At 69.7% G+C, this 25,283-nt stretch carries 21 protein-coding genes and 4 tRNA genes; 9 read left to right on the top strand and 16 right to left on the bottom strand.

The features are described from left to right. Nucleotides 1-27: 27 nt before the first annotated feature. The 8 genes from OG842_RS18975 to OG842_RS18940 all read right to left on the bottom strand — a co-directional run bounded on the left by OG842_RS18975 (nucleotide 28) and on the right by OG842_RS18940 (nucleotide 4,885). A tRNA-Gly gene (locus OG842_RS18975) sits at nucleotides 28-100 on the bottom strand. Between the two features lie 22 nt (nucleotides 101-122). After that, nucleotides 123-734: a response regulator transcription factor gene (locus tag OG842_RS18970; RefSeq protein WP_072488568.1), complete on the bottom strand. Its 612-nt coding sequence runs from the start codon at nucleotides 732-734 to the stop codon at nucleotides 123-125. Then, a complete protein-coding gene (locus tag OG842_RS18965) occupies nucleotides 731-2,125 on the bottom strand; it encodes a sensor histidine kinase (protein WP_328512671.1) in 1,395 nt (464 codons plus the stop codon). Before OG842_RS18965 ends, OG842_RS18970 begins: the two co-directional genes overlap by 4 nt. Nucleotides 2,126-2,144: 19 nt before the next feature. Next, the gene (locus OG842_RS18960; protein WP_328512392.1) at nucleotides 2,145-2,996 is read right to left on the bottom strand and encodes an ABC transporter permease; all 852 of its coding nucleotides are present in this window, start codon (nucleotides 2,994-2,996) and stop codon (nucleotides 2,145-2,147) included. Continuing rightward, nucleotides 2,996-4,042, bottom strand: coding sequence for an ABC transporter ATP-binding protein (locus OG842_RS18955; protein WP_328512391.1), 1,047 nt, complete (start codon nucleotides 4,040-4,042; stop codon nucleotides 2,996-2,998). The genes OG842_RS18960 and OG842_RS18955 overlap by 1 nt, the downstream gene beginning before the upstream one ends. 132 nt (nucleotides 4,043-4,174) lie before the next feature. After that, nucleotides 4,175-4,247: transfer RNA gene (locus OG842_RS18950), tRNA-Gly, on the bottom strand. Between the two features lie 97 nt (nucleotides 4,248-4,344). Continuing rightward, a tRNA-Gly gene (locus OG842_RS18945) sits at nucleotides 4,345-4,416 on the bottom strand. Between the two features lie 133 nt (nucleotides 4,417-4,549). Continuing rightward, nucleotides 4,550-4,885 (bottom strand): histone-like nucleoid-structuring protein Lsr2, encoded by a 336-nt coding sequence (locus tag OG842_RS18940; protein WP_266731079.1) that lies wholly within the window; start codon nucleotides 4,883-4,885, stop codon nucleotides 4,550-4,552. A gap of 384 nt (nucleotides 4,886-5,269) precedes the next feature. On the opposite strand from OG842_RS18940, the gene purS reads away from it, so the two are divergent. From purS to purL, 3 genes are read left to right on the top strand one after another with little or no spacing between them, the layout of a single operon-like run. Continuing rightward, nucleotides 5,270-5,530, top strand: coding sequence for a phosphoribosylformylglycinamidine synthase subunit PurS (gene purS / locus OG842_RS18935; RefSeq protein ID WP_037695153.1), 261 nt, complete (start codon nucleotides 5,270-5,272; stop codon nucleotides 5,528-5,530). Then, nucleotides 5,527-6,207 carry a phosphoribosylformylglycinamidine synthase subunit PurQ gene (gene purQ, locus OG842_RS18930; protein WP_072488574.1) on the top strand — a complete coding sequence of 227 codons (681 nt, stop codon included), beginning with the start codon at nucleotides 5,527-5,529 and terminating at the stop codon, nucleotides 6,205-6,207. Before purS ends, purQ begins: the two co-directional genes overlap by 4 nt. Then, nucleotides 6,204-8,453 carry a phosphoribosylformylglycinamidine synthase subunit PurL gene (gene purL / locus OG842_RS18925; RefSeq protein WP_328512390.1) on the top strand — a complete coding sequence of 750 codons (2,250 nt, stop codon included), beginning with the start codon at nucleotides 6,204-6,206 and terminating at the stop codon, nucleotides 8,451-8,453. The genes purQ and purL overlap by 4 nt, the downstream gene beginning before the upstream one ends. 93 nt (nucleotides 8,454-8,546) lie before the next feature. Here the strand turns inward: purL and OG842_RS18920 are convergent, their stop codons facing one another. Beyond that, entirely contained in the window at nucleotides 8,547-10,106 is a 1,560-nt protein-coding gene (locus OG842_RS18920) for an MFS transporter (protein WP_266731074.1), read from the bottom strand. Between the two features lie 120 nt (nucleotides 10,107-10,226). On the opposite strand from OG842_RS18920, the gene OG842_RS18915 reads away from it, so the two are divergent. Together OG842_RS18915 and OG842_RS18910 are read left to right on the top strand one after the other, a co-directional pair. After that, nucleotides 10,227-10,865 carry a TetR/AcrR family transcriptional regulator gene (locus OG842_RS18915; protein WP_323185755.1) on the top strand — a complete coding sequence of 213 codons (639 nt, stop codon included), beginning with the start codon at nucleotides 10,227-10,229 and terminating at the stop codon, nucleotides 10,863-10,865. 39 nt (nucleotides 10,866-10,904) lie between these two features. After that, nucleotides 10,905-11,705 carry a maleylpyruvate isomerase family mycothiol-dependent enzyme gene (locus OG842_RS18910; protein WP_266731073.1) on the top strand — a complete coding sequence of 267 codons (801 nt, stop codon included), beginning with the start codon at nucleotides 10,905-10,907 and terminating at the stop codon, nucleotides 11,703-11,705. Between the two features lie 35 nt (nucleotides 11,706-11,740). Here the strand turns inward: OG842_RS18910 and OG842_RS18905 are convergent, their stop codons facing one another. Both OG842_RS18905 and OG842_RS45235 read right to left on the bottom strand, forming a co-directional pair. Next, the gene (locus OG842_RS18905; protein WP_266731072.1) at nucleotides 11,741-13,198 is read right to left on the bottom strand and encodes a sulfatase family protein; all 1,458 of its coding nucleotides are present in this window, start codon (nucleotides 13,196-13,198) and stop codon (nucleotides 11,741-11,743) included. A 152-nt stretch (nucleotides 13,199-13,350) separates the two neighbouring features. Continuing rightward, nucleotides 13,351-13,449 carry a putative leader peptide gene (locus OG842_RS45235; protein WP_353962596.1) on the bottom strand — a complete coding sequence of 33 codons (99 nt, stop codon included), beginning with the start codon at nucleotides 13,447-13,449 and terminating at the stop codon, nucleotides 13,351-13,353. Nucleotides 13,450-13,893: 444 nt separating this feature from the next. Here OG842_RS45235 and purF point away from each other — a divergent pair, with 444 nt between their 5' ends. Continuing rightward, nucleotides 13,894-15,420 (top strand): amidophosphoribosyltransferase, encoded by a 1,527-nt coding sequence (gene purF, locus OG842_RS18900; RefSeq protein ID WP_266731070.1) that lies wholly within the window; start codon nucleotides 13,894-13,896, stop codon nucleotides 15,418-15,420. Nucleotides 15,421-15,480: 60 nt separating this feature from the next. Then, nucleotides 15,481-16,554 carry a phosphoribosylformylglycinamidine cyclo-ligase gene (purM, locus tag OG842_RS18895; protein WP_266731068.1) on the top strand — a complete coding sequence of 358 codons (1,074 nt, stop codon included), beginning with the start codon at nucleotides 15,481-15,483 and terminating at the stop codon, nucleotides 16,552-16,554. 187 nt (nucleotides 16,555-16,741) lie between these two features. On the opposite strand, the gene OG842_RS18890 is transcribed toward purM, so the two are convergent. Together OG842_RS18890 and OG842_RS18885 are read right to left on the bottom strand one after the other, a co-directional pair. After that, complete coding sequence (locus tag OG842_RS18890; RefSeq protein WP_072488579.1) at nucleotides 16,742-16,999, bottom strand: DUF3073 domain-containing protein; 258 nt, start codon at nucleotides 16,997-16,999, stop codon at nucleotides 16,742-16,744. A 314-nt stretch (nucleotides 17,000-17,313) separates the two neighbouring features. Beyond that, on the bottom strand, nucleotides 17,314-18,396 hold the full coding sequence (locus OG842_RS18885; RefSeq protein WP_266731067.1) for a Leu/Phe/Val dehydrogenase: 1,083 nt from the start codon (nucleotides 18,394-18,396) through the stop codon (nucleotides 17,314-17,316). Between the two features lie 175 nt (nucleotides 18,397-18,571). Here OG842_RS18885 and OG842_RS18880 point away from each other — a divergent pair, with 175 nt between their 5' ends. Together OG842_RS18880 and bldC are read left to right on the top strand one after the other, a co-directional pair. Then, the gene (locus OG842_RS18880) at nucleotides 18,572-19,417 is read left to right on the top strand and encodes a hypothetical protein (protein WP_266731065.1); all 846 of its coding nucleotides are present in this window, start codon (nucleotides 18,572-18,574) and stop codon (nucleotides 19,415-19,417) included. 523 nt (nucleotides 19,418-19,940) lie between these two features. Beyond that, entirely contained in the window at nucleotides 19,941-20,147 is a 207-nt protein-coding gene (gene bldC / locus OG842_RS18875; protein WP_003949541.1) for a developmental transcriptional regulator BldC, read from the top strand. Nucleotides 20,148-20,652: 505 nt separating this feature from the next. On the opposite strand, the gene OG842_RS18870 is transcribed toward bldC, so the two are convergent. From OG842_RS18870 to hrpA, 3 genes are all read right to left on the bottom strand, one after another. After that, nucleotides 20,653-20,886, bottom strand: a complete 234-nt coding sequence (locus OG842_RS18870) for a DUF6274 family protein (RefSeq protein ID WP_266731063.1) — start codon at nucleotides 20,884-20,886, stop codon at nucleotides 20,653-20,655. Nucleotides 20,887-21,024: 138 nt separating this feature from the next. Further along, nucleotides 21,025-21,099: transfer RNA gene (locus OG842_RS18865), tRNA-Asp, on the bottom strand. A 127-nt stretch (nucleotides 21,100-21,226) separates the two neighbouring features. Next, on the bottom strand, nucleotides 21,227-25,159 hold the full coding sequence (hrpA, locus tag OG842_RS18860) for an ATP-dependent RNA helicase HrpA (RefSeq protein WP_266731061.1): 3,933 nt from the start codon (nucleotides 25,157-25,159) through the stop codon (nucleotides 21,227-21,229). Nucleotides 25,160-25,283: the final 124 nt, after the last annotated feature.

The following is a 25,283-nucleotide window of genomic DNA, read 5'->3' as shown; positions in this document are numbered from 1 at the left end:
GAAGGCCGGGGGCTTCTTGCTGAACCGAGCGGACGACCAGGTTCGAACTGGCGACCTCAACCTTGGCAAGGTTGCGCTCTACCAACTGAGCTACGTCCGCAAGCGCCGAAGCGCGAGAACCACTATACCCATCCGCGCTGCCGTGCGAGACGCACCGCGGCATGGCGATTCTCCGCTCCGAGCTTCGAGGCGGCCGCGGAGAGGTAATTCCGTACGGTTCCCTGCGACAGCGAAGCCCGCTCCGCGATCTCCGCGACGGGCGCCCCGTCGGCCGCCAGCTCCAGTACCTCGGTCTCCCGCGCGGTCAGCGGAGAGTCCCCGGCGGAGATCGCGTCGGCCGCCAACTCCGGGTCCACGTAACGGTTTCCGGCATGCACGGTGCGGATGATCCCGGCCAGCTGCCGGGCGCTGACGGTCTTCGGCACGAAGGCCCGCACGCCCGCCGCGAGCGCCCGCTTGAGGTGTCCGGGCAGGCCGTGACTGGTCACGATCATCGTCCGGCAGCCGGGCAGTTCGGCCCGCAGAGATGTGGCGACACTCACACCGTCGGCGCCCGGCATCTCCAGATCGAGGACCGCCACATCGGGCCGGTGGGCCCGAGCCATGGCCAGCGCCTCCGGGCCGGTCGCGGCCTCCGCGACCACCACGAGGTCGTCCTCCAGAGCCAGCAGCGCGGCCAGTGCGCCCCGGATCAGGTGCTCGTCGTCGGCGAGCAGCACCCGTACGGTCGTCATCGTCGTTCCTCCTGAAGGGCGGGTGCCTCCCGGGCGGCAGGCGGCTTGTCGAGGCGGGCCGAAGACGCCGTCCCCGGGCCGAGCTGAGCGGCCTCCGCGCCGAGCGGAGACACCGCCCCCGGGCCGAGCGGAGATGCCGCCGGACCGAGCGGGATCGTAGCCGTGAGCCGGAACAGGCCGTTCCCCGCCGGGCCCGCGTCCAGCGAACCGTCGACCACCCGCAACCGCTCCCGCAGTCCCGCGAGCCCGGAACCGCCCGGTCCGGAGCCGTCGCCCGCCACGGAGCTCCCGCCCTGCCCCGCGTCGGCCACCGCCGCCCCGTCGTTCTCCACCAGCAGCACGACCGCGTCCGCCGAGGCTCTGAGCCGGATCGTGCAGTGGCGCGGATCGCCGTGCCGCAGCACATTGGTCGCCGCCTCCCGCACGACCCAGCCGAGCGCCGACTGCACGGGTGCGGGCAGCCGGTCGCCGGCGTCGCCCGTCACCTCGCACCCGATCCCGGCCGCACTCAGCACCCCTTGGGCGCCGGCCAGTTCCGTACTCAGATCGGCCTCCCGGTAGCCCCGTACGACATCGCGCACCTCCTGCTGCGAGGTGCGGGCTATCCGCTGCACCTCGACCATCTGGTCCACCGCCTCCGGCCTGCCGCGCTGGGCCAGCTCCACGGCCAGCTCGCTCTTCAGCGCGATCACGGCGAGATTGCGGCCCAGTACGTCGTGCAGGTCCCGCCCGAACCGCAGCCGCTCCTCGGCGACCGCGAGCCGGGCCTGAAGATCCCGGGCTTCCTCGGCCTGCCACATCACACTCAGGCTCCAGGCGCTGGGCCGTACGGAGATCAGGACGAGCACGCAGCCGAAGAGCGAGGCCGGCACCACCCCGGCCAGTGTCCCGCCCCGCACCCCGACCGCGGCGAGGACGCCGACGCCCAGTGCGGTGACGGCGAGCGACTGGATCAGGAAGGTGCGGACCGGCACCAGCAGGGTCTGCGTTATCGCGAACGCCACCGGCGCGTTCGAGATCATGATGAGCAGCCCGGCATCGTCGATCCCGTCCACCCTTGCCATCGTCGCCAGCAGTCCCAGGCTCACCATCAGCAGTACCAGGGGCGGCAGCTGCCGGCGCCGGGGAAAGACGGCGGTGCCGAGATAGTGCGCGAACGACAGCTGGACGTTGCGGTTGCTCAGCAGGCACTGCACCAGGCTCACGAGCAGCAGTGCCACGCCCAGGGCGATCGGCAGCGGCGCATGGCGGATGTCCGACCCGAAGGGGGGCAGCTGCCACGCAAGGGTGAAGAGCCAGGGCATCACCGAGAGGGTCACCCGTGAGTAGAGGTCGATCCGCTCCAGCTTGCTGCGCTTCTGCCACCTGCGGCGCCATCCCCGCACGAGCACCGACACGGCACGTCCCCCCTCAGCGTCGCGGATCCCACCGGAACCACCGCTGCACAGCAAACACGGCGAACCCGGTCCAGGCCAGCCCGGTCACAGCGGCCACGAGCAGGTCGGAGCCGCCGGTCCCGCCCAGCCAGCCCGTCCGCACGAGCGTCATCACCCCGGTGACCGGCAGCAGTTCGCACACGGACGCCATCGGGCCGGGCATGATCTCCAGCGGCACGAAGAGCCCCGAGCCCATCATCGAGATGAAGAACAGCGGGAGGGTGGTGAGCTGCGAGGTCTGCACGGTGCGGGTCACCGCGGAGGTGGCCGCGGCCAGTGCCGCCAGCAGCACCACGCCCAGCAGCAGGCCTGCCAGGAGCAGTTCGGGCCGCTGCGGCGCGGCGAGGCCGAAGAAGGCCGTCCCCGCCACCACGATCACCACGGTCTGGGCCAGGGCCAGCGCGACCGACGGCAGGGCGGTCCCGATGAGGATCTCCCGGTCGGTGACCTCGCCGGTACGCAGCCGCTTCAGGACGAGGTCCTCGCGCCGCGCCACATAGGACGAGACCAGGTTCATGTAGACGGCCTGGATCAGCACGATGCCGATGCCGCCGCTGAGCGCAGCCGCGGCGACGGACAGGCCGGTCCCGTCGAGAACGGACGACTTCAGCGTCGACTTCATCGCAAGGACCATGGCGGCGGGCATCAGCAGCGAGACGAACACCGCCGTCCGGTTGCGGGCGAGCAGGGCGACCTCGGCGCGCCCGAGAGCGGTCAGCCGGCCCCGGAGCGTCGTGCCGGCCGCCGCGCTCGTTCCTGTCGTGCCGGTCGTCGCACCGGTCGTGCTGGTCGTACCAGTCGTCGTGCCGGTCGTCGTGGTCGTCATCAGGCAGCCACCTTTTCGGATTCCGACGCGCTCTGCGCGATGTCGAGGAACGCCTCTTCGAGCGAGGCCGAGCGGGCATCGAGGCCGAGCAGCCGGACGTCCGACTCCCTTGCCCAGGTCAGCAGTTCGTCCAGGGACTCCTGCAAACGGTGGGTACGGATCTCGATCCGGTGGCCCTCGGCGGCGGCCCGCAGCCCCAGCGGAAGCCGGGCCGCCGGCACGCCCTCCGGCAGCTCGAACCGGATGCGGGCGGGGCGGGCGGCCGTCACCTCGGCGGTGGTGCCCGCCGTCACTATCCGTCCCCGGTGCATGATCGCCAGCCGGTCGGCGAGCGTCTCGGCCTCTTCCAGGTAATGCGTGGTGAGCAGGACGGTGGTGCCGCCGTCCCGCAGCTCGCGCACCAACTCCCAGGTGTCCCGCCGCCCTTCGGCGTCGAGCCCGGTGGTCGGCTCGTCCAGGAACAGCACCTCGGGCCGGCCCAGCAGGGCCAGCGCCAGGTCGAGACGGCGCCGCTCGCCGCCGGAGAGCTGCTTGACCCGCACCCGCGCCCGGTGGCCGAGCCCGACCAGCTCCAGCGCCTCACCGGTCGGACGCGCGCCGCTGGTGCACCCCGCCCACATCCGTACCGTCTCGGTGACCGTCAGCTCGGACGGGAAGCCGCCTTCCTGGAGCATCACCCCGATCCGCGGCCGGACGGCGGCGCGCTCGCGGAACGGGTCGTGTCCGAGCACCCGGACCGTGCCGGCGTCGGGCGCGGCCAGGCCCTCCAGCAGCTCGACGGTGGAGGTCTTCCCGGCGCCGTTCGTACCGAGCAGGGCGAAGAGCTCGCCGCGAGCCACCGAGAAGGAGACACCGGCCACGGCCTCGAAGCCGCCCGCATAACGCCGCCGCACACCGGCCGCCTCGATCACCGCACCGGAGGCGGTCGCGGCGGACGCGGAAGCGGATGCGAATGCAGAGACGGAAGCGGAGACGGAAGCGGATGAGGATGCGGTGGGTGCCACAGTCCGGTCCGCGCGGTTGCCTGGGATGTCGTCGCTGGTCATGACTACAGATTTCCGCGGGACCGGCGACGGGATCAGTGCGAGCTGTCATCACTGCTCATGACAAACGTCATGTGAGGGCAGACACGACGAAGGCCCTGGTCGATATCGACCAGGGCCTTCAATTCGATCAAGAGCGGACGACGAGATTCGAACTCGCGACCCTCACCTTGGCAAGGTGATGCTCTACCAACTGAGCCACGTCCGCATTGCTGCCGCTCATTGTACTCCTCGAAAGGAGTTCTTCGGGCGGTGCGAGCATCACTCTACCCGATCCACCGGAGTGGTCGATAGGAACGATGCAGAGCGGGTGACAGGAATTGCACACTGCGCCTTCCCCCTGGAAGGGGGATGTTCTGCTACTGAACTACACCCGCACGCTGCGTGAGGTTCGGCTTTGCGGCCTTGCCCCTCGGCGTGCTCCAGACTTTAGCCGACCTGCGGGGGTGTAGCGCAAGTCGGTGCCCGCAGGGTGTCGCCGACGGGGGTGCCGGGGGCCCTGCCGGCCGGTCAACTCGCTTCGCGGAACGCCTCGTAGACCTTCTTGGGGATCCGGCCGCGGGCCGGTACTTCCATCTGGTGCGAGCGCGCCCAGGCGCGCACGGCCGCCGGGTCGGGAGCGAGGGAAGTGTGCCGGTACGACACGGGGGTCCTGCCGTGCTTGCCGGCGTTTGTCTGCTTCCGGCCCGCCGCCATGTACGGCGCGAGGGCCTTGCGCAGTTTCTTTGCATTGGACGTATTGAGGTCGATCTCGTACGACTTCCCGTCCAGGGCGAAGGTGACCGTTTCCGCCGCTGCTCCCCCGTCGATGTCGTCGGAGAGCGTGACCACTACGCGCTGAGCCACGGATGTCGGTCCTTTCCTACGGTATCGGCGCGTCCGGTGTGCGCTGATACCGGCCTTCCGGCTGGTAGGCGGATACGGCGTCGACGGTTGCCGACTGTTTAGGGACGATGCTGCATTCCCCGGTAATCATTTGTACAGCGGTGGGTGCCGCATTGTGAAGTCCACGCAATTACCTCCGCGTGTCAGCCTTCTATGTGTGCTGGTGGTGAGGATTTTTTTTTGCAGGACTTTCCCCATGTGTTGTCGCGTCCGATATCTGGGCGTGATCAAGGTTCTTGATATCTACCCGCGTAGAATTTCTGGCCAGGTAGGCTGAGGGGACCTGCGGGGGTCTGGGGAGCCCCCCGGAGAAACAGCCGCACCACACCACCACCGGGAGTGCCAGTGGCACGCGTCGTAGTCGACGTCATGCTCAAGCCCGAGATCCTCGACCCGCAGGGACAGGCGGTGCAGCGTGCACTGCCCCGTCTCGGCTTCGAGGGAATCGCGGACGTACGTCAGGGAAAGCGTTTCGAGCTCGAGGTAGAGGGGCCGGTCGACGACGCCGCCCTCGGCCGTATTCACGAGATGGCCGAGACTTTCCTCGCCAACACCGTCATCGAGGACTTCACCGTGAAGGTGGAGAAGGCCGAGGAGTCGAAGTGACTGCTCGTATCGGAGTCGTCACCTTTCCCGGCACGCTCGACGACAAGGACAGCCTGAGGGCCGTGCGGGTCGCGGGCGCCGAACCCGTATCGCTGTGGCACCGCGACAAGGACCTGCACCAGGTCGACGCGGTCATCCTGGCGGGCGGCTTCTCCTACGGCGACTACCTGCGGGCCGGAGCCATCTCCCGCTTCTCGCCGGTCATGGAGACCGTCATCGAGCAGGCGAAGGCGGGGATGCCGGTTCTCGGCATCTGCAACGGATTCCAGATCCTGACCGAGGCGCATCTGCTGCCCGGCGCGATGCTGCGCAACAACCACCTGCACTTCATCTGCCGCGACCAGAAGCTGCGCGTCGAGAACGCGGAGACCGCCTGGACCTCGGACTACTCCGCGGGCCAGGAGATCTCCGTACCGCTCAAGAACATGGACGGGCGCTACGTCGCCGACGAGCGGGTGCTCGACGAGCTGGAGGCGGAGGGCCGGGTCGCCTTCCGCTACCTGGACATGAACCCCAACGGCTCGCTGCGGGACATCGCCGGCATCACCAACGCCGCGGGCAATGTCGTCGGCCTGATGCCGCACCCGGAGCACGCCGTCGAGCCGCTGATCGGAACCGGCCGCACCGACGGTCTCGGTTTCTTCACCTCGATCATCAAGAAGCTGGTCAACGCATGAGCCTGGATACGGTCAAGCACGCGGCCGAGACCCCGGACGCCGCGCAGCCCTGGAAGGAGCTCGGCCTCAAGGAGGACGAGTACGCCCGGATCCGCGAGATCCTGGGCCGCCGTCCCACCGGCGCCGAGCTCGCCATGTACTCCGTGATGTGGTCCGAGCACTGCTCGTACAAGAGCAGCAAGGTCCACCTCAAGCAGTTCGGCGAGAAGGTCCCCGTCAACGACGCGATGCTCGTCGGCATCGGCGAGAACGCCGGTGTGGTCGACGTCGGTCAGGGGTACGCGGTCACCTTCAAGGTCGAGTCGCACAACCACCCCTCGTACATCGAGCCCTACCAGGGCGCGGCCACCGGTGTCGGCGGCATCGTCCGCGACATCCTCGCCATGGGCGCCCGCCCGGTGGCCGTCGTCGACCCGCTGCGGTTCGGCGCGGCCGACCACCCCGACACCAAGCGCGTCCTGCCGGGCGTCGTCGCGGGCATCGGCGGCTACGGCAACTGCCTGGGTCTGCCGAACATCGGCGGCGAGGTCGTCTTCGACGCCTGCTACCAGGGCAACCCGCTCGTCAATGCCGGCTGCATCGGCGTGATGAAGCACGAGGACATCCACCTGGCGAAGGCCTCGGGCCCCGGCAACAAGGTGATCCTCTACGGCGCCCGCACCGGCGGCGACGGCATCGGCGGCGTCTCCGTGCTGGCCTCGGAGACCTTCGAGTCGACCGGCCCGGCCAAGCGCCCGGCCGTCCAGGTCGGCGACCCGTTCCAGGAGAAGCTCCTCATCGAGTGCACCCTGGAGATCTTCAAGGAGAAGCTCGTCGCGGGCATCCAGGACCTCGGCGGCGCCGGGCTCTCCTGCGCCACGTCCGAGCTGGCCTCCGCCGGATCCGGCGGCATGCGCGTCGAGCTGGACACCGTGCCGCTGCGCGACTCCTCCCTCTCGCCCGAGGAAATCCTCATGAGCGAGTCGCAGGAGCGCATGTGCGCGATCGTCGAGCCGCAGCACGTCGAGCGCTTCCTGGAGATCTGCGAGAAGTGGGACGTCATCGCCACCGTCATCGGTGAGGTGACCGAGGGCTCCCAGCTGGAGATCTTCTGGCACGGCGAGCAGATCGTCGACGTGCCGCCGCGGTCCGTCGCCCACGAGGGCCCGACGTACCACCGTCCGTTCGCCCGCCCGTCCTGGCAGGACGCGCTCCAGGCCGACGACGCGGGCAAGCTGGCCCGGCCGGCGAACGGCGCGGAGCTGCGCGAGCAGGTCCTCAAGCTGGTCGCCTCGCCGAACCAGGCGTCGAAGTCCTGGATCACGGACCAGTACGACCGGTTCGTGCAGGGCAACACCGTGCTCGCGATGCCCGAGGACGCCGGCATGGTCCGGATCGACGAGAAGTCGAACCTGGGCGTGGCCATGGCGACCGACGGCAACGGCCGGTACGCCAAGCTCGACCCCTACACCGGCGCGCAGCTCGCGCTGGCGGAGTCGTACCGCAATGTCGCCGCCTCCGGCGCCAAGCCGCTGGCCATCTCGGACTGCCTGAACTTCGGCTCGCCCGAGGACCCGGACGTCATGTGGCAGTTCGCCGAGGCCACCCGTGGTCTCGCGGACGGCTGCCTGGAGCTGGGCACCCCGGTCACCGGCGGCAACGTCTCGCTGTACAACCAGACCGGCGAGACGGCGATCCACCCGACGCCGGTCGTGGCCGTGCTCGGTGTGATCGACGACGTCAACCGGCGTACGCCGGTCGCCTTCGCGGAAGAGGGCCAGCTCCTCTACCTGCTGGGCGACACGCGTGAGGAGTTCGGCGGCTCGGCCTGGTCCGAGGTCATTCACAACCACCTCGGCGGCATGCCGCCCGAGGTCGACCTGGGCCGCGAGAAGCTGCTCGGCGAGATCCTGATCTCGGCCTCCCGCGACGGCATGATCGACGCGGCGCACGACCTCTCCGACGGCGGTCTGATCCAGGCGGTCACCGAGTCCTGCCTGCGCGGCGGGAAGGGTGCCCGGCTGGTCGTGCCGGACGGTCTGGACGCGTTCACGTTCCTCTTCTCCGAGTCGGCGGGGCGCGCGGTCGTCTCGGTGCCGCGGAGCGAGGAGCTCCGCTTCAACGACATGTGCGGTGCGCGGGGTCTGCCCGTCGCCCGGATCGGTGTCGTGGACGGCGCGGAGATCGAGGTCCAGGGTGAGTTCAGCATTCCGCTGGACGAGCTGCGCACGGCACACGAGGCGACCATTCCGGCTCTGCTCGCCTGACGTACCCCGTTCCTGACGAGGACGGCCCCGCCCTGTTCATGGGCGGGGCCGTCCCCGTATCGTCAGGTGCGGAAATTCCGGCGGAATTCCGTTTCATCGGTGGAGCGGCGTGAGTGGCTCCGTCGGTTGCTGCGGCGTGGTGAATTCGGCGGTATTGGCGTCCGCCGCTTCCGGTTCCGGTTTCGGTTCCGGTTCGCGCCGGGACGGCAGCCGGGTCGCCAGAACGGTCGCCAGGAGCATCACTCCGGTCGCGGCCCAGAAGACCACATTCGTCGAGGCGACAAAGGCGTCCAGCGCCTGCTGGTGGGCGTGGCCGGTCAGCCGGCCCATGGTGCTGGTCGTGCCGCCGGGGCCGCGGGCCGCGTAGACCCTGCTGAGTACGGTGCCGAAGAGCGCGGCACCCAGTGCGCCGCCGAGGGTCTGGAAGAACCGGACGCCCGTCGTGGCCACGCCCAACTGCTCGGCCGGCGCGGTGTCCTGGACCAGTTGGATCAGCTGGCCGATGAGCTGTCCGAAGCCGATGCCCATCAGCAGCAGGGCGGCGCGGACCGTCCAGAGGCTGGTGTCGGTGGAGAGCGTGGCGAGCAGTGCCAGGGCGGCGGACGCGCAGGCGGTGCCGCTGAGGACGAAGGCCTTCTGTGACCAGCCGGCCGCGGCAAGCCTGTCGGAGAGCAGTCCGACAGCCGTCATCCCGATCGCCATCGGGATCAGATAGAGCCCGGCCGACGAGGCGGCGATCCCCCGCACGGCCTGGAGATAGATCATCACATAGACCATCGAGCCCATCATGGCCGCGCCGACCAGGCCCTGGATGGCGAAGCCGTACCGGAGCTCGCGGATCCTGAACAGGCCGAGCGGCAGGACAGGTTCGGCCGCGGTGGCCTGGCGGCGTACGAAGAGGACGAGCGCGGCGACGGTCGCCACGAGGAGGCCGACGATCAGCGGGGACGACCAGGCGTGGTCCTTGCCTCCCCACTCGGTGACCAGCAGCAGCATGGTGGAGAAGGCGGCCGCGAGCCCGGCGCCCAGGAAGTCGATCGTGCGGCGGGCGGTCCGCACGGGCAGCTTCAGCACCTTGACCGCCGCGACCAGGACGGCGAGGCCGATCGGCAGATTGACGTAGAAGATCCACCGCCAGTCGGCATGGTCGGCGAGTGCTCCGCCGAGCCACGGCCCGAGCGCCATCCCCGCCCCCGCGATGATCCCTCCGACGCTGCCGCCCTTGCCGCCGTCCTTCTCCTCGGGGCCCTTGAGCTCACGCAGCACGACCATGGTGACGCTCATCAGTCCGCCGCCGCCGACGCCCTGGAGCGCACGGGCGGCGATCAGCCAGCCCATCGAACCGGCCATTCCGCACAGCGCCGAACCGGCGAGGAAGGTGGCGACGGCCCCGACGAAGACCTTCTTGGCGCCGATCACGTCGCAGAGCTTCCCGTAGAGCGGCAGCGCGGCGGTCGCGGCGAGCTGATAGGCGGCGATCAGCCAGGGGATCTTGTCGACGCCGTGCACCGGGTCGAGATCGCTGACGATCGGCACGGTGGCCGCCGAGACGATGTTCGTGTCGAGCACGGCCAGCAGGATCGTGGCGACGCAGAGCACGAACCCGATGACGCGCTGACGGTGGGTCATGGCTGCTGATCTGACTGTGGGCATGACGGGCTCCCCCTCCGGAGCGGCGTGACGCCGCTGTGGCCGGGCACCACCATGGCCCATGAAAATGTATCCAGTCAAAAATTGATCCGGGATCAACATTCATCCTGGTACAGTGACGCCATGACCGAGGGGATGAGCCTGCGCGAGCGCAAGAAGCTCCAGACGCGGCACCGCTTGCTGGCCGCGGCCACCGAACTCTTCGCCGAGCGCGGCTTCGACAGGGTCTCGGTCGCCGAGATCGCGGAGGCGGCCGAGGTGTCGAAGATGACCGTCTTCAACTACTTCGCCGGCAAGGAGGACTTGGTCCTCGCTCCCATGGAGGAGCACGTCGGCGATGTCGCGCGCACGGTACGGGACCGGGCCCCCGGCGAATCCGCCCTGGCCGCCGTGCGCGGACAGTTCCTGGCCGCCGTCGAGCGGCGCGATCCCTCGGTCGGGATGAGCGACCTGCCGGTGGTACTCGGAGTGCGCCGGCTGATCCAGGAGACCCCGGCGCTGCTCACCCGGGCCCACGCGTTCTCCATGCGCTCCTTCGACCTGCTCGCCGAAGTGCTGGTCGAGGAGGGGGAGGAGCCGGCCATCGCGCGGGTCGCGGGCGCCCAGCTGATCGGCACCCGCAACGCCCTCATCCACGCGAACCAGCAGCGGCTGCTGGCAGGGGAATCGGCGGACGCGATCGCCGCGGACGCCGCCGCGCTCGCCGAGCGCGGTTTCGCCCTGCTCGCCGGCGGCCTGGGCGACTTCGCGATCCGGCGCTGAGGCCGCCCGCCCGGCTCGGCAGCCCTTAGGCTCGCGGACATGCCGCCGTCCCAGAAACGTGCCCGCCGCTACGACCCGGTCAAGACCCGTGCCGCGGTGCTCGCCCAGTTCGCCCATGTCCGGGAAGCCGTCCGCACCCTGACGCCCGAACAGCTCGCGCGGCCGACCCGGCTCGGCGACTGGACCGTGCGCGAACTGGCCGTACACCTGACCATGGCGCTCTCCGGCCTCACCCGGCATCTGGAGCTGCCGGAACCCGCCGCGGCGAAAGCCGGCCTCACGCTCGTCCAGTGGCCGCTCGCGACCGCGGACCGGGCGGCCGGCATCGCCGACGACACCAGGACGCTCGCCGTGGACAGCCCCGACCTGGAGGCGCTGTACGAGGAGGTCGCGGGGCGGTTCGAGGAGCTGGTGCCCGGGGCCGACGACGAGCGGCTGGTGGCGACGCGGGTCGGGGTGATGCGGCTGGCCGACTTCCTCGTCACCCGTACCGTCGAACTCGTCGTGCACACCGACGACCTGAACGAGGCGGCCGGCCTCGACATCCCGTACGACCGGCAGGCACTCGCCGCCTGCACCCGGCTGCTCGCCGACGCCCTCGCGGAGAAGGCGCCGGGCGGCTCGGTCGAGGTGCGGGTCCCGCCGTTCGCCGTCGTCCAGTGCGTGCCGGGCCCCAAACACACCCGGGGTACGCCGCCCAACGTCGTCGAGACCGATCCGCTCACCTGGATCCGGCTCGCCACCGGGCGTACGGAGTGGGCGCGGGCGCTCGACGAGGCGAAGGTCGGCGCCAGCGGGGAGCGGGCCGACCTCGCCGCCCTGCTGCCCCTGATGGGGTGAGGGCGTACGGGATCGGCCACCGCACGCTGTCTCTCTCAGGACCCCGTCGGATACGGCAGCAGTCCGGCGTCGGTCCGCTCCCAGGACGCCCGCAGCTCGGCCAGCAACTCCGGCTCCGCGGCCGCCCGGTCGGCCTGTTCGCGCTGGTCGTGGGCGAGGTGGAACAACTGGTCCTTCCCGCTCCTGCCCCGGTAGTACTTCCAGTCGCCCCGCCGCAGCGCCCGCTCCCCGCGCACCCGCCAGAACAGATCGCGCTCCCGGGGCTGCTCGCCCCGCAGCAGATATCCGGCGAGGCTGACGCCGTCCAGCGGATAGGCCGGGTCCGGCCGGGCGCCGCCGAGCTCCAGCAGCGTCGCCGTCCAGTCGGGCGAGAACACCGGCAGATCGCTCACCTGGTGCGGATCGATCCTGGCGGGCCAGCGCAGCACCGCCGGAACCCGGATGCCGCCCTCCTGGAGCGAGCTCTTGTTGCCGGAGAGCGGCCACTGGTACGAGAAGCGCTCGCCGCCGTTGTCGCTGGCGAAGAAGACGAGCGTGTCCTCCTCCTGCCCGGACCTCTTCAGCGCCTTCAGCACCTCGCCGACCGAACGGTCCAGGTCCTCCACCATCTGCTTGTACTTCTCGATCGAGCCGCCGTCGGCGTGGAAGAGCCCCCCGAGCCCGCCCTCCTTGATCCTGCGGACGATCTCCGCGCTCTCGGCCGTGTCGCCCTCCGCGATCCACGGCCAGTGCGGGGTGGTGAAGTTCAGGTTGAGCAGCCACGGCCGCTCGTGGTCGCGCTGTACGTACTCGCTCGCCCGCTCGGTCAGGATCCGGGTGTAGTAGCGCAGGTCCTTGTATTCGGCGTCGCCCTCGTACAGGTCGTACTCGCCGCCGAGGCCGAGCTTGGAGTAGTACTCCAGCGCCCCGCCGAAGTTCCCGAAGAACTCGTCCCAGCCCGACCTGGTGGGGCTGTAGTCGGGCAGATGGCCGCAGTGCCACTTGCCGACCAGCGCGGTGGCGTACCCGGCGCCGCGCAGCAGCGAGGCGAGCGTGGGATGGGTGGGTTCGAGCCCCACCGACCGGTCCGCGATGGGCTCGGCGAGCCCGCCCTTCGTACGGCCCGGATAGCGCCCGGTGTAGAGGCTGAACCGGGTGGGGGAGCAGGTGGCGGACCCGGAGTAGGCGTCGGTGAACCGCACGCCCTGGCGCCCGAGCCGGTCCAGGTCGGGGGTGTGGATGTTCGGCGACCCGTACGAGGACAGATCGGCCCAGCCGAGGTCGTCGCCGAGGATGAACAGGATGTTGGGCCGCCGGGCGTGCTTGCCGCGGGCCGCCCGGAAGGGCCGCTCCGGTATCCGGCCGGCCACGGATTCGGCTGCTGCTGCGGGGGCGGCTGCCGGGAGGCCGACGGCGGCGGTGGCGGCGGTCGCGCCGACAGCGGTCCCGAAGGCCCGCCTGGTCAGAGAACGATCGGAACCGCTGGGCTGGTTGTTCGCATGGCGAGAAGGCATGACTGCTCCGGTGCAGGACTCGGCCGCGCGCGGCGGCGAAGGTGGGCAGGGCGGCGCGCGGCGGAGAGGTGAAAGCCGTGAAAGCCGTGTCGAACCACCGCGAAAGCGGGGAAACACGGAGGCCAGAGGCAGCCGAGAGCGCGCCGGCGGAGTCAGGCGCAGCGACAGATGGCGCTCGCGACACGTCCCAGATCGACGTGGCGGCGCTCCACGAGTGTGACCGAGCGGTCACCGGGGGGCCGGGTCTGCATGGTGCTGGAGCCTGCCAACCGGGCATGCGCCTGTCAACGGCGGTCTCGCACTGCGGACCTCGTGGACCGGCAGACCGTACCCGTGGGCCCGGAGGGTCGCATAGTGGGCATAGAAGACCGCATCCCGGGCATCGCGGTGTGAGGCTCGCCACGAAACGCGCGTTCGGTCGGGCTTCCCGCCGGACCGCCGACCACCTCACCGAGCGCCACCATCCGGCCCGGTGGACCCCGTGGCCCGAGTGGCCGGAACTCGACGGTAACCGGGCGCTGATCCGGGCGACCGCCGCGCCGTGGCCCGATCCGTACTCAACCGAACCCCGCGGATGATCACTCCGCGTGACCGGCCGGAACCCCCCTCGGACCGTTCCCGGGAACGCTTCCCCGGTGGTCCGGCCCGGTATCTCGAATTCGGACCAGTGGTCGATCTCGCCTACACTCGGTGGTGTGCCTCGTGGTGATGGACGACTCAACCACGACCTGCTCCCCGGAGAGAAAGGCCCCCAGGACGCTTGCGGCGTCTTCGGTGTCTGGGCTCCGGGCGAAGAGGTCGCCAAGCTCACCTATTTCGGACTGTATGCCCTGCAGCACCGTGGACAGGAGTCCGCGGGCATCGCAGTGAGCAACGGGTCCCAGATCCTGGTCTTCAAGGACATGGGACTGGTCTCGCAGGTCTTCGACGAAACGTCTCTGGGATCTCTCCAGGGCCATATCGCGGTCGGCCATGCCCGCTACTCCACCACCGGTGCCTCGGTGTGGGAGAACGCGCAGCCGACGTTCCGTGCGACCGCGCACGGCTCGATCGCCCTGGGTCACAACGGCAACCTGGTCAATACGGCCAAGCTCGCCGAGATGGTCGCCGCCCTTCCCCGCAAGGACGGCCGCGCCACCCAGGTCGCCGCGACGAACGACACCGATCTGGTGACCGCGCTGCTCGCCGGCCAGACCGACGAGGACGGCAAGCCGCTCACCATCGAGGAGGCCGCCGCCAAGGTGCTTCCCGAGGTGAAGGGCGCCTTCTCGCTGGTCTTCATGGACGAGCACACCCTCTACGCCGCCCGCGACCCGCAGGGCATCCGCCCGCTGGTCCTCGGCCGGCTGGAGCGCGGCTGGGTGGTGGCCTCCGAGTCCGCCGCCCTCGACATCTGCGGTGCCAGCTTCGTACGCGAGATCGAGCCGGGCGAGCTCGTCGCCATCGACGAGAACGGCCTGCGCACCTCGCGGTTCGCGGAAGCGAAGCCCAAGGGCTGCGTCTTCGAGTACGTCTACCTGGCCCGCCCCGATACCGACATCGCGGGGCGCAACGTCTACCTCTCCCGGGTGGAGATGGGCCGCAAGCTGGCCGCCGAGGCCCCGGTCGAGGCCGATCTGGTCATAGCGACGCCGGAGTCCGGAACCCCCGCCGCCATCGGTTACGCGGAGGCCAGCGGCATCCCGTTCGGCGCCGGACTGGTGAAGAACGCCTACGTCGGCCGGACCTTCATCCAGCCCTCCCAGACCATCCGGCAGCTGGGCATCCGCCTCAAGCTGAACCCGCTCAAGGAAGTCATCAAGGGCAAGCGCCTGGTGGTCGTCGACGACTCGATCGTCCGCGGCAACACCCAGCGCGCACTGGTCCGGATGCTCCGCGAGGCCGGTGCCGCCGAGATCCACATCCGGATCTCGTCCCCGCCGGTGAAATGGCCCTGCTTCTTCGGCATCGACTTCGCGACCCGCGCCGAGCTGATCGCCAACGGCATGACGGTCGACGAGATCTCCACGTCGATGGGCGCGGACTCGCTCGCGTACATCTCGCTCGACGCCATGGTCGAGGCGACGACGATCGCCAAGCCCAACCTGTGCCGCGCCTGCTTCGACGGTGAGTACCCCATGGAGCTCCCGGACCCGGAGCTGCTCGGCAAGCAGCTGCTGGAGACCGAGCTGGCAGCAGGCCCTGCGGCGACCGCCGCGGCCGACGCACTGCGTCGTCCGTGACGGCCCAGCCGCACACCTCCGGCCACCAGCCCCGTATTTCCACACGAAAGATCCCAGGCAATGTCTGAGACAACAGGTGCTTCCTACGCGGCAGCGGGCGTCGACATCGAGGCCGGCGACCGTGCCGTCGAGCTGATGAAGGAGTGGGTGAAGAAGACGCAGCGCCCCGAGGTCGCGGGCCTCGGCGGCCTCGGCGGCTTCGCCGGACTCTTCGACGCCTCGGCCCTCAAGCGCTACGAGCGTCCGCTGCTCGCCTCCGCCACCGACGGCGTCGGCACCAAGGTCGACCTCGCCCGCAAGATGGGCGTGTACGACACCATCGGCCACGACCTCGTCGGCATGGTCGTCGACGACCTGGTCGTCTGCGGCGCCGAGCCGCTCTTCATGACCGACTACATCTGCGTCGGCAAGGTGCACCCCGAGCGTGTCGCGGCCATCGTGAAGGGCATCGCCGAGGGCTGCGTCCTCGCGGGCTGCGCCCTGGTCGGCGGCGAGACGGCCGAGCACCCCGGGCTCCTCGGCCCGGACGACTTCGACGTCGCCGGCGCCGGAACGGGCGTGGTCGAGGCCGACCGGCTGCTGGGCCCGGACCGTATCCGTAAGGGGGACGCCGTGATCGCCATGGCGTCGTCCGGTCTTCACTCCAACGGGTACTCGCTCGTCCGGCACGTGTTCTTCGACCGGGCCGGCTGGTCGCTGGACCGCCAGGTCGAGGAGTTCGGCCGCACGCTCGGCGAGGAGCTCCTGGAGCCCACCAAGATCTACTCGCTGGACTGCCTGGCGCTCACCCGTACCACCGAGGTGCACGGCTTCAGCCACGTCACCGGCGGCGGCCTGGCCAACAACCTGGCCCGGGTCATCCCGGACGGACTGCACGCCACGGTCGACCGCTCCACCTGGACCCCCGGCGCGGTCTTCGACCTGGTCGGCAAGGCCGGACAGGTCGAGCAGCTGGAGCTGGAGAAGACGCTGAACATGGGCGTCGGCATGATCGCGATCGTCCCGGCCGAGTCCGTGGACGCGGCACTGACGACCCTCGCCGACCGCGGGATCGAGTCCTGGGTCGCGGGCGAGATCACCGAGCGCGGGGCACACACCTCGGGCGCGGAGCTCGTCGGCGGATACGCGCGATAGACACGGAGCGGGCACACCGGGGCGACCCGATGGCCGCTACCTCCCTGGTCGCCGGGGCTCCAGCAGTTCCGGCGGCCGGGGAGAAGACTCGGGGAACCGGATTCCGCGTGAGCGGCCGGACCGGGCCGGGACAGCACAGAACCCGGTCCGGGGCGGGCCCGGACCGGGTTGATGTGTCAGCGCGAGGTCAAGCGCCGCGGCGCTGTGACGACGGACCGGACTTGTCGTCCTCGTCCTCGTCCTCGTCGTCGTTGTACAGATCCGCGTACTGTGCGTACGGGTCATCTTCCTCGTCGTCGTCCTCGAACGGCTCTGCGTTCGGTGGTTGACTCGAAGGCGATGCGCCCAGCTCATTGGCCAGACGCGACAGGTCAGTCCCGCCGCTGCTGTACTTCAGCTGGCGGGCGACCTTTGTCTGCTTGGCCTTTGCCCGGCCGCGCCCCATGGCTCGACCCCCTCGGTGACGGGGCTCGACGGCCCCAGAGTCTTGACACGCGTTCATGTTTCAGGACGGACCCTCGGATGAGAGACCGTGCCCGTAGGGCTTTAACGGTACCTGCTTCCGCGGCCATACGGTACGCCGCCCGCATCACGCGCCCCGGAAGGAGACCGGCGAGAAGCCCCGTCCTCGCTGGTCAACTGCGATTTTAACCTCTTCTTGGCACGCGACCCGCCGACCGGCGTGAGTCTTGTCTCGCCGGTCGACGGGTCGGGGGGACCACAGGGCGGTACGGACGCGTGGTGACGCGTCCGTCACCGTCAGCGGCGGCGCGCTTCGGCCATCCGCTGCTCGGCGATCCGGTCGGCCGCGGCGGCCGGCGGAATGCCGTCAGCCTTCGCACGTGCGAATATGGCCAGCGTGGTGTCGAAGATCTTCGACGCCTTGGCCTTGCACCGGTCGAAGTCGAAGCCGTGCAGCTCGTCGGCGACCTGGATGACCCCGCCCGCGTTCACCACGTAGTCGGGTGCGTACAGGATCGCGCGGTCCAGGAGGTCCTTCTCGACGCCGGGGTGCGCGAGCTGGTTGTTGGCCGCGCCGCACACCACCTTGGCCGTGAGCACCGCGACGCTGTCGTCGTTCAGCGCACCGCCGAGCGCGCACGGGGCGTAGATGTCGAGGCCCTCGGTACGGATCAGCGCCTCGGTGTCCGCGGCGACGGCGACGCCGGGGTGCTTCTCGGTGATCCGGCGTACGGATTCCTCCCGCACATCCGTGATCACGACCTCCGCGCCGTCCGAGAGCAGATGCTCGACCAGGTGGTGCCCGACCTTGCCGACGCCGGCGACCCCCACTTTTCGGCCACGCAGCGTCGGGTCGCCCCAGAGGTGCTGTGCCGAGGCCCGCATGCCCTGGAAGACACCGAACGCGGTGAGGACGGAGGAGTCGCCGGCGCCGCCGTTCTCCGGGGAGCGGCCGGTGGTCCAGCGGCACTCGCGGGCGATGACGTCCATGTCGGTGACGTAGGTGCCGACGTCGCAGGCGGTCACGTAGCGCCCGCCGAGCGAGGCCACGAACCGGCCGTAGGCCAGCAGCAGTTCCTCCGACTTGATCTGCTCGGGGTCGCCGATGATGACGGCCTTGCCGCCGCCGAGGTCGAGACCGGCCATGGCGTTCTTGTAGGACATGCCGCGCGCGAGGTTCAGTGCGTCCGCGACGGCCTCCTCCTCGGAGGCGTACGGATAGAAGCGGGTGCCGCCGAGGGCCGGGCCCAGAGCGGTGGAGTGGATGGCGATGACGGCCTTGAGGCCGCTGGCACGGTCCTGGCAGAGCACGACTTGCTCGTGGCCACCCTGTTCGGACTGGAACAGGGTGTGCAGGACGCCGTCGGTCAGATCGGTCACTGTGGTGACTCCCAAGTACGAAGCGGCGAAGACCCTCCTGAAGGTGGGGAGGGCCGCGGACCGGCCGACATGGCTGGTCCGACTGGGCAAGAGCGTAAGTCCTACCTGGACGTAGATCTGTTTCCGTGCCCAGGATCACCCCCCTGCGGAGTACGGGCGTGACACGATCTGCTGCATGTCGGTGGTGTCTTCGGTGCTCGTCCCTTATGCGTCCTACCTCCGGGTGTACGAGCCCCTGGCCGCCTTCCCGGAGCCCGAACGTGCCCACTGGGCCCGGTACGCCGGGCGGACCCGGACCCCCACGGCCCAGGACGAACTGCGCCGCTCGCTCGCCGACTTGGCCGCCACGCCGCCGGTCGCCGTGCCTGTGCACGAGAGCGCGGACGCCTTCGTCGCCGAGGTCGACGGGGTGGTGTGCGTCTGTCCGTGGCGGACCAGGCTGCGCGGCTGGCTGGCGCTGGAGGAGCTGGCGGAGATGTTCCCCGGGCCGGTGCTCGACGCGGTGCTGCCGCCGGTGGTGCGGGGGCAGGCGGTCGCGGACCACGAGCGGTGGGCGGAGCGGAATCCGGACGCCAGGCCGTGGATCCGTACTTCGGTGTGGCAGGTGCCGGTGCGGTGGTTCGTGCTCTTCTCCGACGAGGAGCGGGAGTACGCGGCGGCGGGCGAGGACGGTGCGGGGCCCGTGCTGCGCTACCGGACGCCGATGGTGCAGGCCCGTCGCCGGCTGGCCCGCGCGCTGAGGGCGCTGCGGGACTCGGTGGACGAGGGGCCGCTGACCGAGGGGCTCGTGGACGTGGGCCGCTGGCTGGAGGAGTTCCATCCCCGGGCGCTGGTCGAGCTGGACTACGCGGGCCTGGTGCACGCGCTGCCGGCGAAGGAGCTCGCCGGGGACCGGTCGGCCGCCGACGTGGCCGAGGGCATCGCGGCGCTGCAGGCCGGTGACCCGGAGGGGGCGAGCGAGGCGTACGGCCGGCTGGCGGAGCGCTGGCGGGCCGTGAGAGATCGTCAGTTCGCGAACTGACCGGGCGGTTTCTGCGTCTGTCCCTGTGTGCTGTGTGACGCGTGGGAGCAAAGAGGCGGAACGGTACTTCTGTGGTCCTAGGACCTACGTCCCGAACCGGGCCTTTGCCTCAAGCGTGATGGATAGCACTAACTGGGCTCTTGCGCCCTTCCCTACTCCTCATGCCAAAATAGGACAAGGAGCCCGGGGAGGGCTCCGTCCGTCCAACTAAGGGCGGAATGCTCTGCATTGCACTCTATGGGGGGTCTGATGGCTCCTGATCGCTCTGTGACTGATCGTCACGGCGGAGTGACTGTCCGCTATGGCATGGTCCATCGGCTTCCGTCGCTGATGAACACCTGGGAGGGCAATTCCATCGGTTTGGCCGACGTGGCTGGACGGATGGTGTAGTTGTAGTGCCGAGGACAAGCCGTTCGTCCTATAACCGACTCGGCCCGCGTCCGCCATTTCGGGCAACGCGGGTCAAGGTGCAGAATTTAGAGGAAAGAACCGAGATGGTTCGGTTCTCCCGAGGAGGCCGCTCATGACCGCTCGCACCCCTGATGCCGAGCCGCTGCTGACCCCGGCTGAGGTTGCCACGATGTTCCGCGTGGACCCGAAGACGGTTACCCGCTGGGCCAAGGCCGGCAAGCTCACGTCCATCCGCACGCTCGGTGGACATCGCCGGTACCGCGAGGCAGAGGTCCGCGCACTGCTTGCGGGTATTCCGCAGCAGCGCAGCGAGGCCTGACACACCCCCTGTCGCCGCAGAACAACCGGGCTTCCGGGTCCCCCAACCCGTACAGGCCCACCCATAGCTCCAAATGACGGGCGCCCGCCCCAACGGGCGCCATACCTGTGCAATACGGGTGCGTCGTTCGATCGCGCTGGACTCCGCCGGGTCCAGCGCGATCTTTTTTGTGCCCGCGCGACCCCGCCCCGGGGCCGCGCGGGGCCCTTGTTCGGGGGCGCCGGAAACCGCGCGTCCGGTCGGGTCCGGCCGGGGTGCCGTGCGGGCTTGAGCGGGTCTGTGCGGGACTGTTCCGGACTGCCCGGGGAGGCCGGGCGGGCCCGGTTCGCATGGTCCCGCGGCACTCCCGTCCGGGTGGTGCAATTGCACATATTAAATTCGCCAGTTGTAGGAAGGGTGTAAAGTCACCCCTTCTCAAAACTCTTTCGGTGACTCCCGTCACACTGCGAGAGTCTTGCCAAGTACGAGCCTGCCACCGTCGGGAAGCGAAAAGCCCCGCCATTGGTCACTCGCCCGAGGGACTTTCGTCCTCGGCCCCGGGGGCGCCCTCCAGGCGCTCTGTGCGCGGGGCCGGCGGTTCGGGGGCGGAATAGGTCCGGCGGGCCGTCGCGGGCTCCATGGCGAGCCGCAGGAGCCGATGGCAGACCGCGCAGTGGCGGGTGAGGTGGGGGCGGCCGGAAGAGGCGGCCAGATGGGCGCGCAGGAGCGCGCGGGTCTCGTGCGTGGCGGACGTCGTCATGCGCGCCACCTCCCGGTGGACCGCCGCCCCGCGCCGGGAAATCAGGGGCGGCCTCTGCTGTTTGAGTACTCGTCGACGGTTGCCCGAGTCAAGACGCGCGAAAGCCCGGATCCAGAAGGATCCGGGCTTTCGTTACTGCGGTCCTGACGGGATTTGAACCCGCGGCCTCCACCTTGACAGGGTGGCGAGCACTCCAAACTGCTCCACAGGACCAGGTTTTCGCTGCCTTCCTTGCGGCTGGCTGCGAAACCAGACTGTACAGCAGGTCAGAGGGTGCGGTCGAACTCACTGTGGGTGGCGGCTCCGTCACGGTTGTGGAAGCCGCCCGTCCGGGGCCGTCTCACGGCGCCGCCGCGTCGATCGCCTTCACGATCCGCTTGTCGGAGACGGGGTAGGCCGTCCCCAGCGCGTGGGCGAAATAGCTGACCCGGAGCTCCTCGATCATCCAGCGGATGTCCAGGACCTCCTGCGGTACGGGCCTGCCCTGCGGCATCTGTTCGAGCAGCCAGGCGTACTCGTCCTGCATCTCGTGGACCTTCTCCATGCGCGTGGTGTCGCGCTGGACGGCCGTCGGCATCTGCTGGAGCCGGCGGTCCACGGCGACCAGATAGCGCATCAGGTCGGGCAGCCTGCGCAGCCCGGTCTTCGTGACGAACCCCGGTGGCATCAGGGCCGCGAGCTGGTCCCGGGCGTCGGTGACGTTGTTGACCAGGACCAGGCTGCTGGTGGCCTTCAGGCGCCGCTCGCAGGCCTGCCAGGCGGCCAGCACCTGCTGGACCTGCTTGACCGTGTGCTCGGTCAGGGCGACGAGGTCGGTGCGCACCTTGTCGTACAGCTTCCGGAACGACTCCTCGTCCCAGGCCGGCCCGCCGTGCGCGCCGATCAGCCGGTCGGCGGCCGCCGTCGCGCAGTCCTCGAAGAGGGCCTGGATGGAGCCGTGCGGATTGCGGGACAGGGCCAGCTTCTGCTGGTTCGTCAGCTTGTCGGAGGCGAACTTCGCCGGGTTCACCGGGACGTTCAGCATGATCAGCTTCCGGGTGCCCAGCCACATCGCCTGCAACTGCTCGGCCTCGGTGTCGAAGAGCCGTACGGCGACGGTTTCGCCCTGGTCCACCAGCGCCGGATACGCCTTCACCGGCTGACCGGCCCGCCGGGTCTCGAAGACGCGGTTCAGCGTGCCGATCGTCCAGTCCGTGAGGCCCGAACGCTCGATGGACTCGCCCGAGGGCCCCGCGGTCGCCGCGGCGGCCTTGGAGAGCGCCTGACGGGCCTTCGGGCGCAGCTGGAGCTTCAGGGCCTCCAGGTCCTTGTCCTCGGACACCTTGCGGCGCCGCTCGTCGACGATCCGGAACGTGATCTTCAGGTGGTCCGGGACGCGGCTCAGGTCGAAGTCGTCGGCCGAGACCGGGACGCCGACCATCCGCTGGAGCTCCCGGGCCAGCGTGACCGGCAGCGGCTCCTGCAGCGGTACCGCCCTGTCCAGGAACTTGTCCGCGTAGTTCGGCGCGGGGACGTAGTGCCGGCGGATCGGCTTGGGCAGCGAGCGGATCAGCTCGGTGACCACTTCCTCCCGCAGGCCGGGGATCTGCCAGTCGAAGCCCTCGGCGGTGACCTGGTTGAGCACCTGGAGCGGGATGTGGACGGTCACACCGTCGGCGTCCGCGCCGGGCTCGAACTGGTACGTGACCTTGAACTTCAGCTTCCCCTGGCGCCAGGAGTCCGGGTAGTCGTCCTTGGTGACGGCCCCGGCCTTCTCGTTGATGAGCATCGAGCGCTCGAAGTCCAGCGCGTCCGGCTCGTCCCGGCGCTTGTGCTTCCACCAGGAGTCGAAGTGCGCCCCGGAGACCACGTGCTCGGGGATCCGCTGGTCGTAGAAGTCGAAGAGCGTCTCGTCGTCCACGAGGATGTCGCGGCGCCGGGCGCGGTGCTCCAGCTCCTCGACCTCGCCGAGGAGCTTGCGGTTATCGTGGAAGAACTGGTGGTGGGTCCGCCAGTCGCCCTCGACCAGGGCGTTGCGGATGAACAGATCACGGGAGGTCTCGGCGTCGATCCGGCCGAAATTGATCTTGCGCTGGGCGACGATCGGCACCCCGTAGAGCGTGACCCGCTCGTACGCCATCACCGCCGCCTGGTCCTTCTCCCAGTGCGGCTCGCTGTAGGTGCGCTTCAGCAGGTGCTGGGCCAGCGGTTCGATCCACTCCGGCTCGACCTTGGCGTTGACCCGCGCCCACAGCCGGGACGTCTCGACCAGCTCGGCCGACATCACGAACCGAGGCTGCTTCTTGAAGAGCGCCGAACCGGGGAAGATCGCGAACTTGGCGCTGCGGGCGCCCAGGTACTCGTTCTTCTCGGTGTCCTTCAGCCCGATGTGCGAGAGCAGCCCGGCCAGCAGCGAGGTGTGCACCGACTGCTCGGGGGCGTCTGTGCCCGCCGAGGGCTCCTCGATCTGCATGCCCATCTGCTTGGCGACCGTACGCAGCTGCGCGTAGATGTCCTGCCATTCGCGGATGCGCAGGAAGTTCAGGTACTCCTGCTTGCACATCCGGCGGAAGCTGGACGAGCCGCGTTCCTTCTGCTGCTCGCGGATGTACCGCCACAGGTTCAGGAACGCCAGGAAGTCGGACGTCTCGTCCTTGAAGCGGGCGTGCTGCTGATCGGCCTGGGTCTGCTTCTCCGAGGGCCGCTCGCGCGGGTCCTGGATGGAGAGCGCGGAGGCGATGACCATGACCTCGCGGACGCAGCCGTTGCGGTCGGCCTCGATGACCATGCGGGCCAGGCGCGGGTCGACGGGCAGCTGGGAGAGCTTGCGCCCCAGCGGGGTGAGCCGCTTCTTCGGATCCTTCTCCTCCGGATCCAGTGCGCCCAGCTCCTGGAGGAGCTGCACGCCGTCACGGATGTTGCGGTGGTCCGGCGGGTCGATGAAGGGGAACTTCTCGATGTCGCCGAGACCGGCCGCGGTCATCTGGAGGATGACGGAGGCCAGGTTCGTACGCAGGATCTCCGGGTCGGTGAACTCCGGACGGGTCAGGAAGTCGTCCTCGGAGTACAGCCGGATACAGATGCCGTCCGACGTACGCCCGCAGCGGCCCTTGCGCTGATTGGCGCTGGCCTGCGAGATCCGCTCGATCGGCAGCCGCTGGACCTTGGTGCGGTGGCTGTAGCGGGAGATCCGGGCGTTGCCCGGGTCGATCACGTACTTGATGCCGGGGACGGTCAGCGAGGTCTCGGCGACGTTGGTCGCCAGGACGATCCGGCGCCCCGTGTGGCGCTGGAAGACGCGGTGCTGCTCGGCGTGCGAGAGGCGGGCGTAGAGGGGGAGCACCTCGGTGTGGCGGAGGTTCTTCTTGTTCAGCGCGTCCGCGGTGTCGCGGATCTCGCGCTCGCCGGAGAGGAAGACCAGGACATCGCCGGGGCCCTCCGACTGGAGCTCGTCGACGGCGTCGCAGATCGCGGTGATCTGGTCGCGGTCGGCGTCGTCGCCCTCCTCCTCCAGGAGGGGCCGATAACGCACCTCGACCGGGTACGTACGCCCGCTGACCTCGACGATCGGCGCCTCGCCGAAGTGGCGCGCGAACCGCTCGGGGTCGATCGTCGCCGAGGTGATGACGACCTTCAGGTCCGGGCGCTTGGGCAGCAGCCTGGCCAGGTAGCCGAGCAGGAAGTCGATGTTCAGCGACCGCTCGTGGGCCTCGTCGATGATGATCGTGTCGTACGCGCGCAGTTCGCGGTCCGTCTGGATCTCGGCGAGCAGGATGCCGTCGGTCATCAGCTTGACGAACGTCGCGTCGGGGTTCACCTGGTCGGTGAAGCGGACCTTCCAGCCGACCGCCTCGCCCAGCGGGGTCTTCAGCTCGTCGGCGACACGCTCGGCGACCGTACGGGCCGCGATCCGGCGCGGCTGGGTGTGTCCGATCATGCCCCGGACACCGCGCCCCAGCTCCATACAGATCTTCGGGATCTGCGTGGTCTTGCCGGAGCCGGTCTCCCCGGCGACGATCACGACCTGGTGGTCGCGTATCGCCTCCAGGATCTCGTCCTTCTTCTGACTGACCGGGAGCTGTTCCGGGTACGACAGGGCGGGCATCCGCGCGGCACGCAGCGAGAGCCGCTCGGCCGCCTTTGCGGCCTCGGCGGCGATCTCGTCGAGCACGGACTGCCTGGCCTCGGGCTTACGGATGCGGCGCGCCCCTTCGAGACGGCGGCCGAGCCGGTGCGCATCGCGGAGCGAGATCTCTCCGAGCCGGGTCTGGAGATCAGCGAAGGAAGTAGACATACGGAGCCCAGGATCTCACCCGGGCCCGACGAACGGCGAACATATTTCGTGCGGTCCGGGTCACCACCCGGGCACCGCGCGGAGCCGCGGGATCACAGCACGTACCATTTCGGGCAGCTGACCA

The sequence above is a fragment of the Streptomyces sp. NBC_00376 genome, from assembly GCF_036077095.1.
In the GTDB taxonomy this organism is placed as follows: Bacteria; Actinomycetota; Actinomycetes; order Streptomycetales; family Streptomycetaceae; genus Streptomyces.
Note: the sequence above shows the minus strand (reverse complement) of the source record. Positions and strands in the feature narration are given on the sequence as shown.

Coding starts and splice junctions, on each gene's coding strand:
- bldC (WP_003949541.1), top strand. CDS start 19,941: ATGACCGCTCGCACCCCTGATGCCGAGCCGCTGCTGACCCCGGCTGAG.
- OG842_RS18905 (WP_266731072.1), bottom strand. CDS start 13,198: ATGCCTTCTCGCCATGCGAACAACCAGCCCAGCGGTTCCGATCGTTCT.
- OG842_RS45235 (WP_353962596.1), bottom strand. CDS start 13,449: ATGCAGACCCGGCCCCCCGGTGACCGCTCGGTCACACTCGTGGAGCGC.
- OG842_RS18915 (WP_323185755.1), top strand. CDS start 10,227: ATGACCGAGGGGATGAGCCTGCGCGAGCGCAAGAAGCTCCAGACGCGG.
- OG842_RS18920 (WP_266731074.1), bottom strand. CDS start 10,106: ATGCCCACAGTCAGATCAGCAGCCATGACCCACCGTCAGCGCGTCATC.
- OG842_RS18955 (WP_328512391.1), bottom strand. CDS start 4,042: ATGACCAGCGACGACATCCCAGGCAACCGCGCGGACCGGACTGTGGCA.
- hrpA (WP_266731061.1), bottom strand. CDS start 25,159: ATGTCTACTTCCTTCGCTGATCTCCAGACCCGGCTCGGAGAGATCTCG.
- OG842_RS18960 (WP_328512392.1), bottom strand. CDS start 2,996: ATGACGACCACGACGACCGGCACGACGACTGGTACGACCAGCACGACC.
- purM (WP_266731068.1), top strand. CDS start 15,481: ATGTCTGAGACAACAGGTGCTTCCTACGCGGCAGCGGGCGTCGACATC.
- OG842_RS18910 (WP_266731073.1), top strand. CDS start 10,905: ATGCCGCCGTCCCAGAAACGTGCCCGCCGCTACGACCCGGTCAAGACC.
- OG842_RS18880 (WP_266731065.1), top strand. CDS start 18,572: ATGTCGGTGGTGTCTTCGGTGCTCGTCCCTTATGCGTCCTACCTCCGG.
- OG842_RS18870 (WP_266731063.1), bottom strand. CDS start 20,886: ATGACGACGTCCGCCACGCACGAGACCCGCGCGCTCCTGCGCGCCCAT.
- OG842_RS18890 (WP_072488579.1), bottom strand. CDS start 16,999: ATGGGGCGCGGCCGGGCAAAGGCCAAGCAGACAAAGGTCGCCCGCCAG.
- OG842_RS18970 (WP_072488568.1), bottom strand. CDS start 734: ATGACGACCGTACGGGTGCTGCTCGCCGACGACGAGCACCTGATCCGG.
- purL (WP_328512390.1), top strand. CDS start 6,204: ATGAGCCTGGATACGGTCAAGCACGCGGCCGAGACCCCGGACGCCGCG.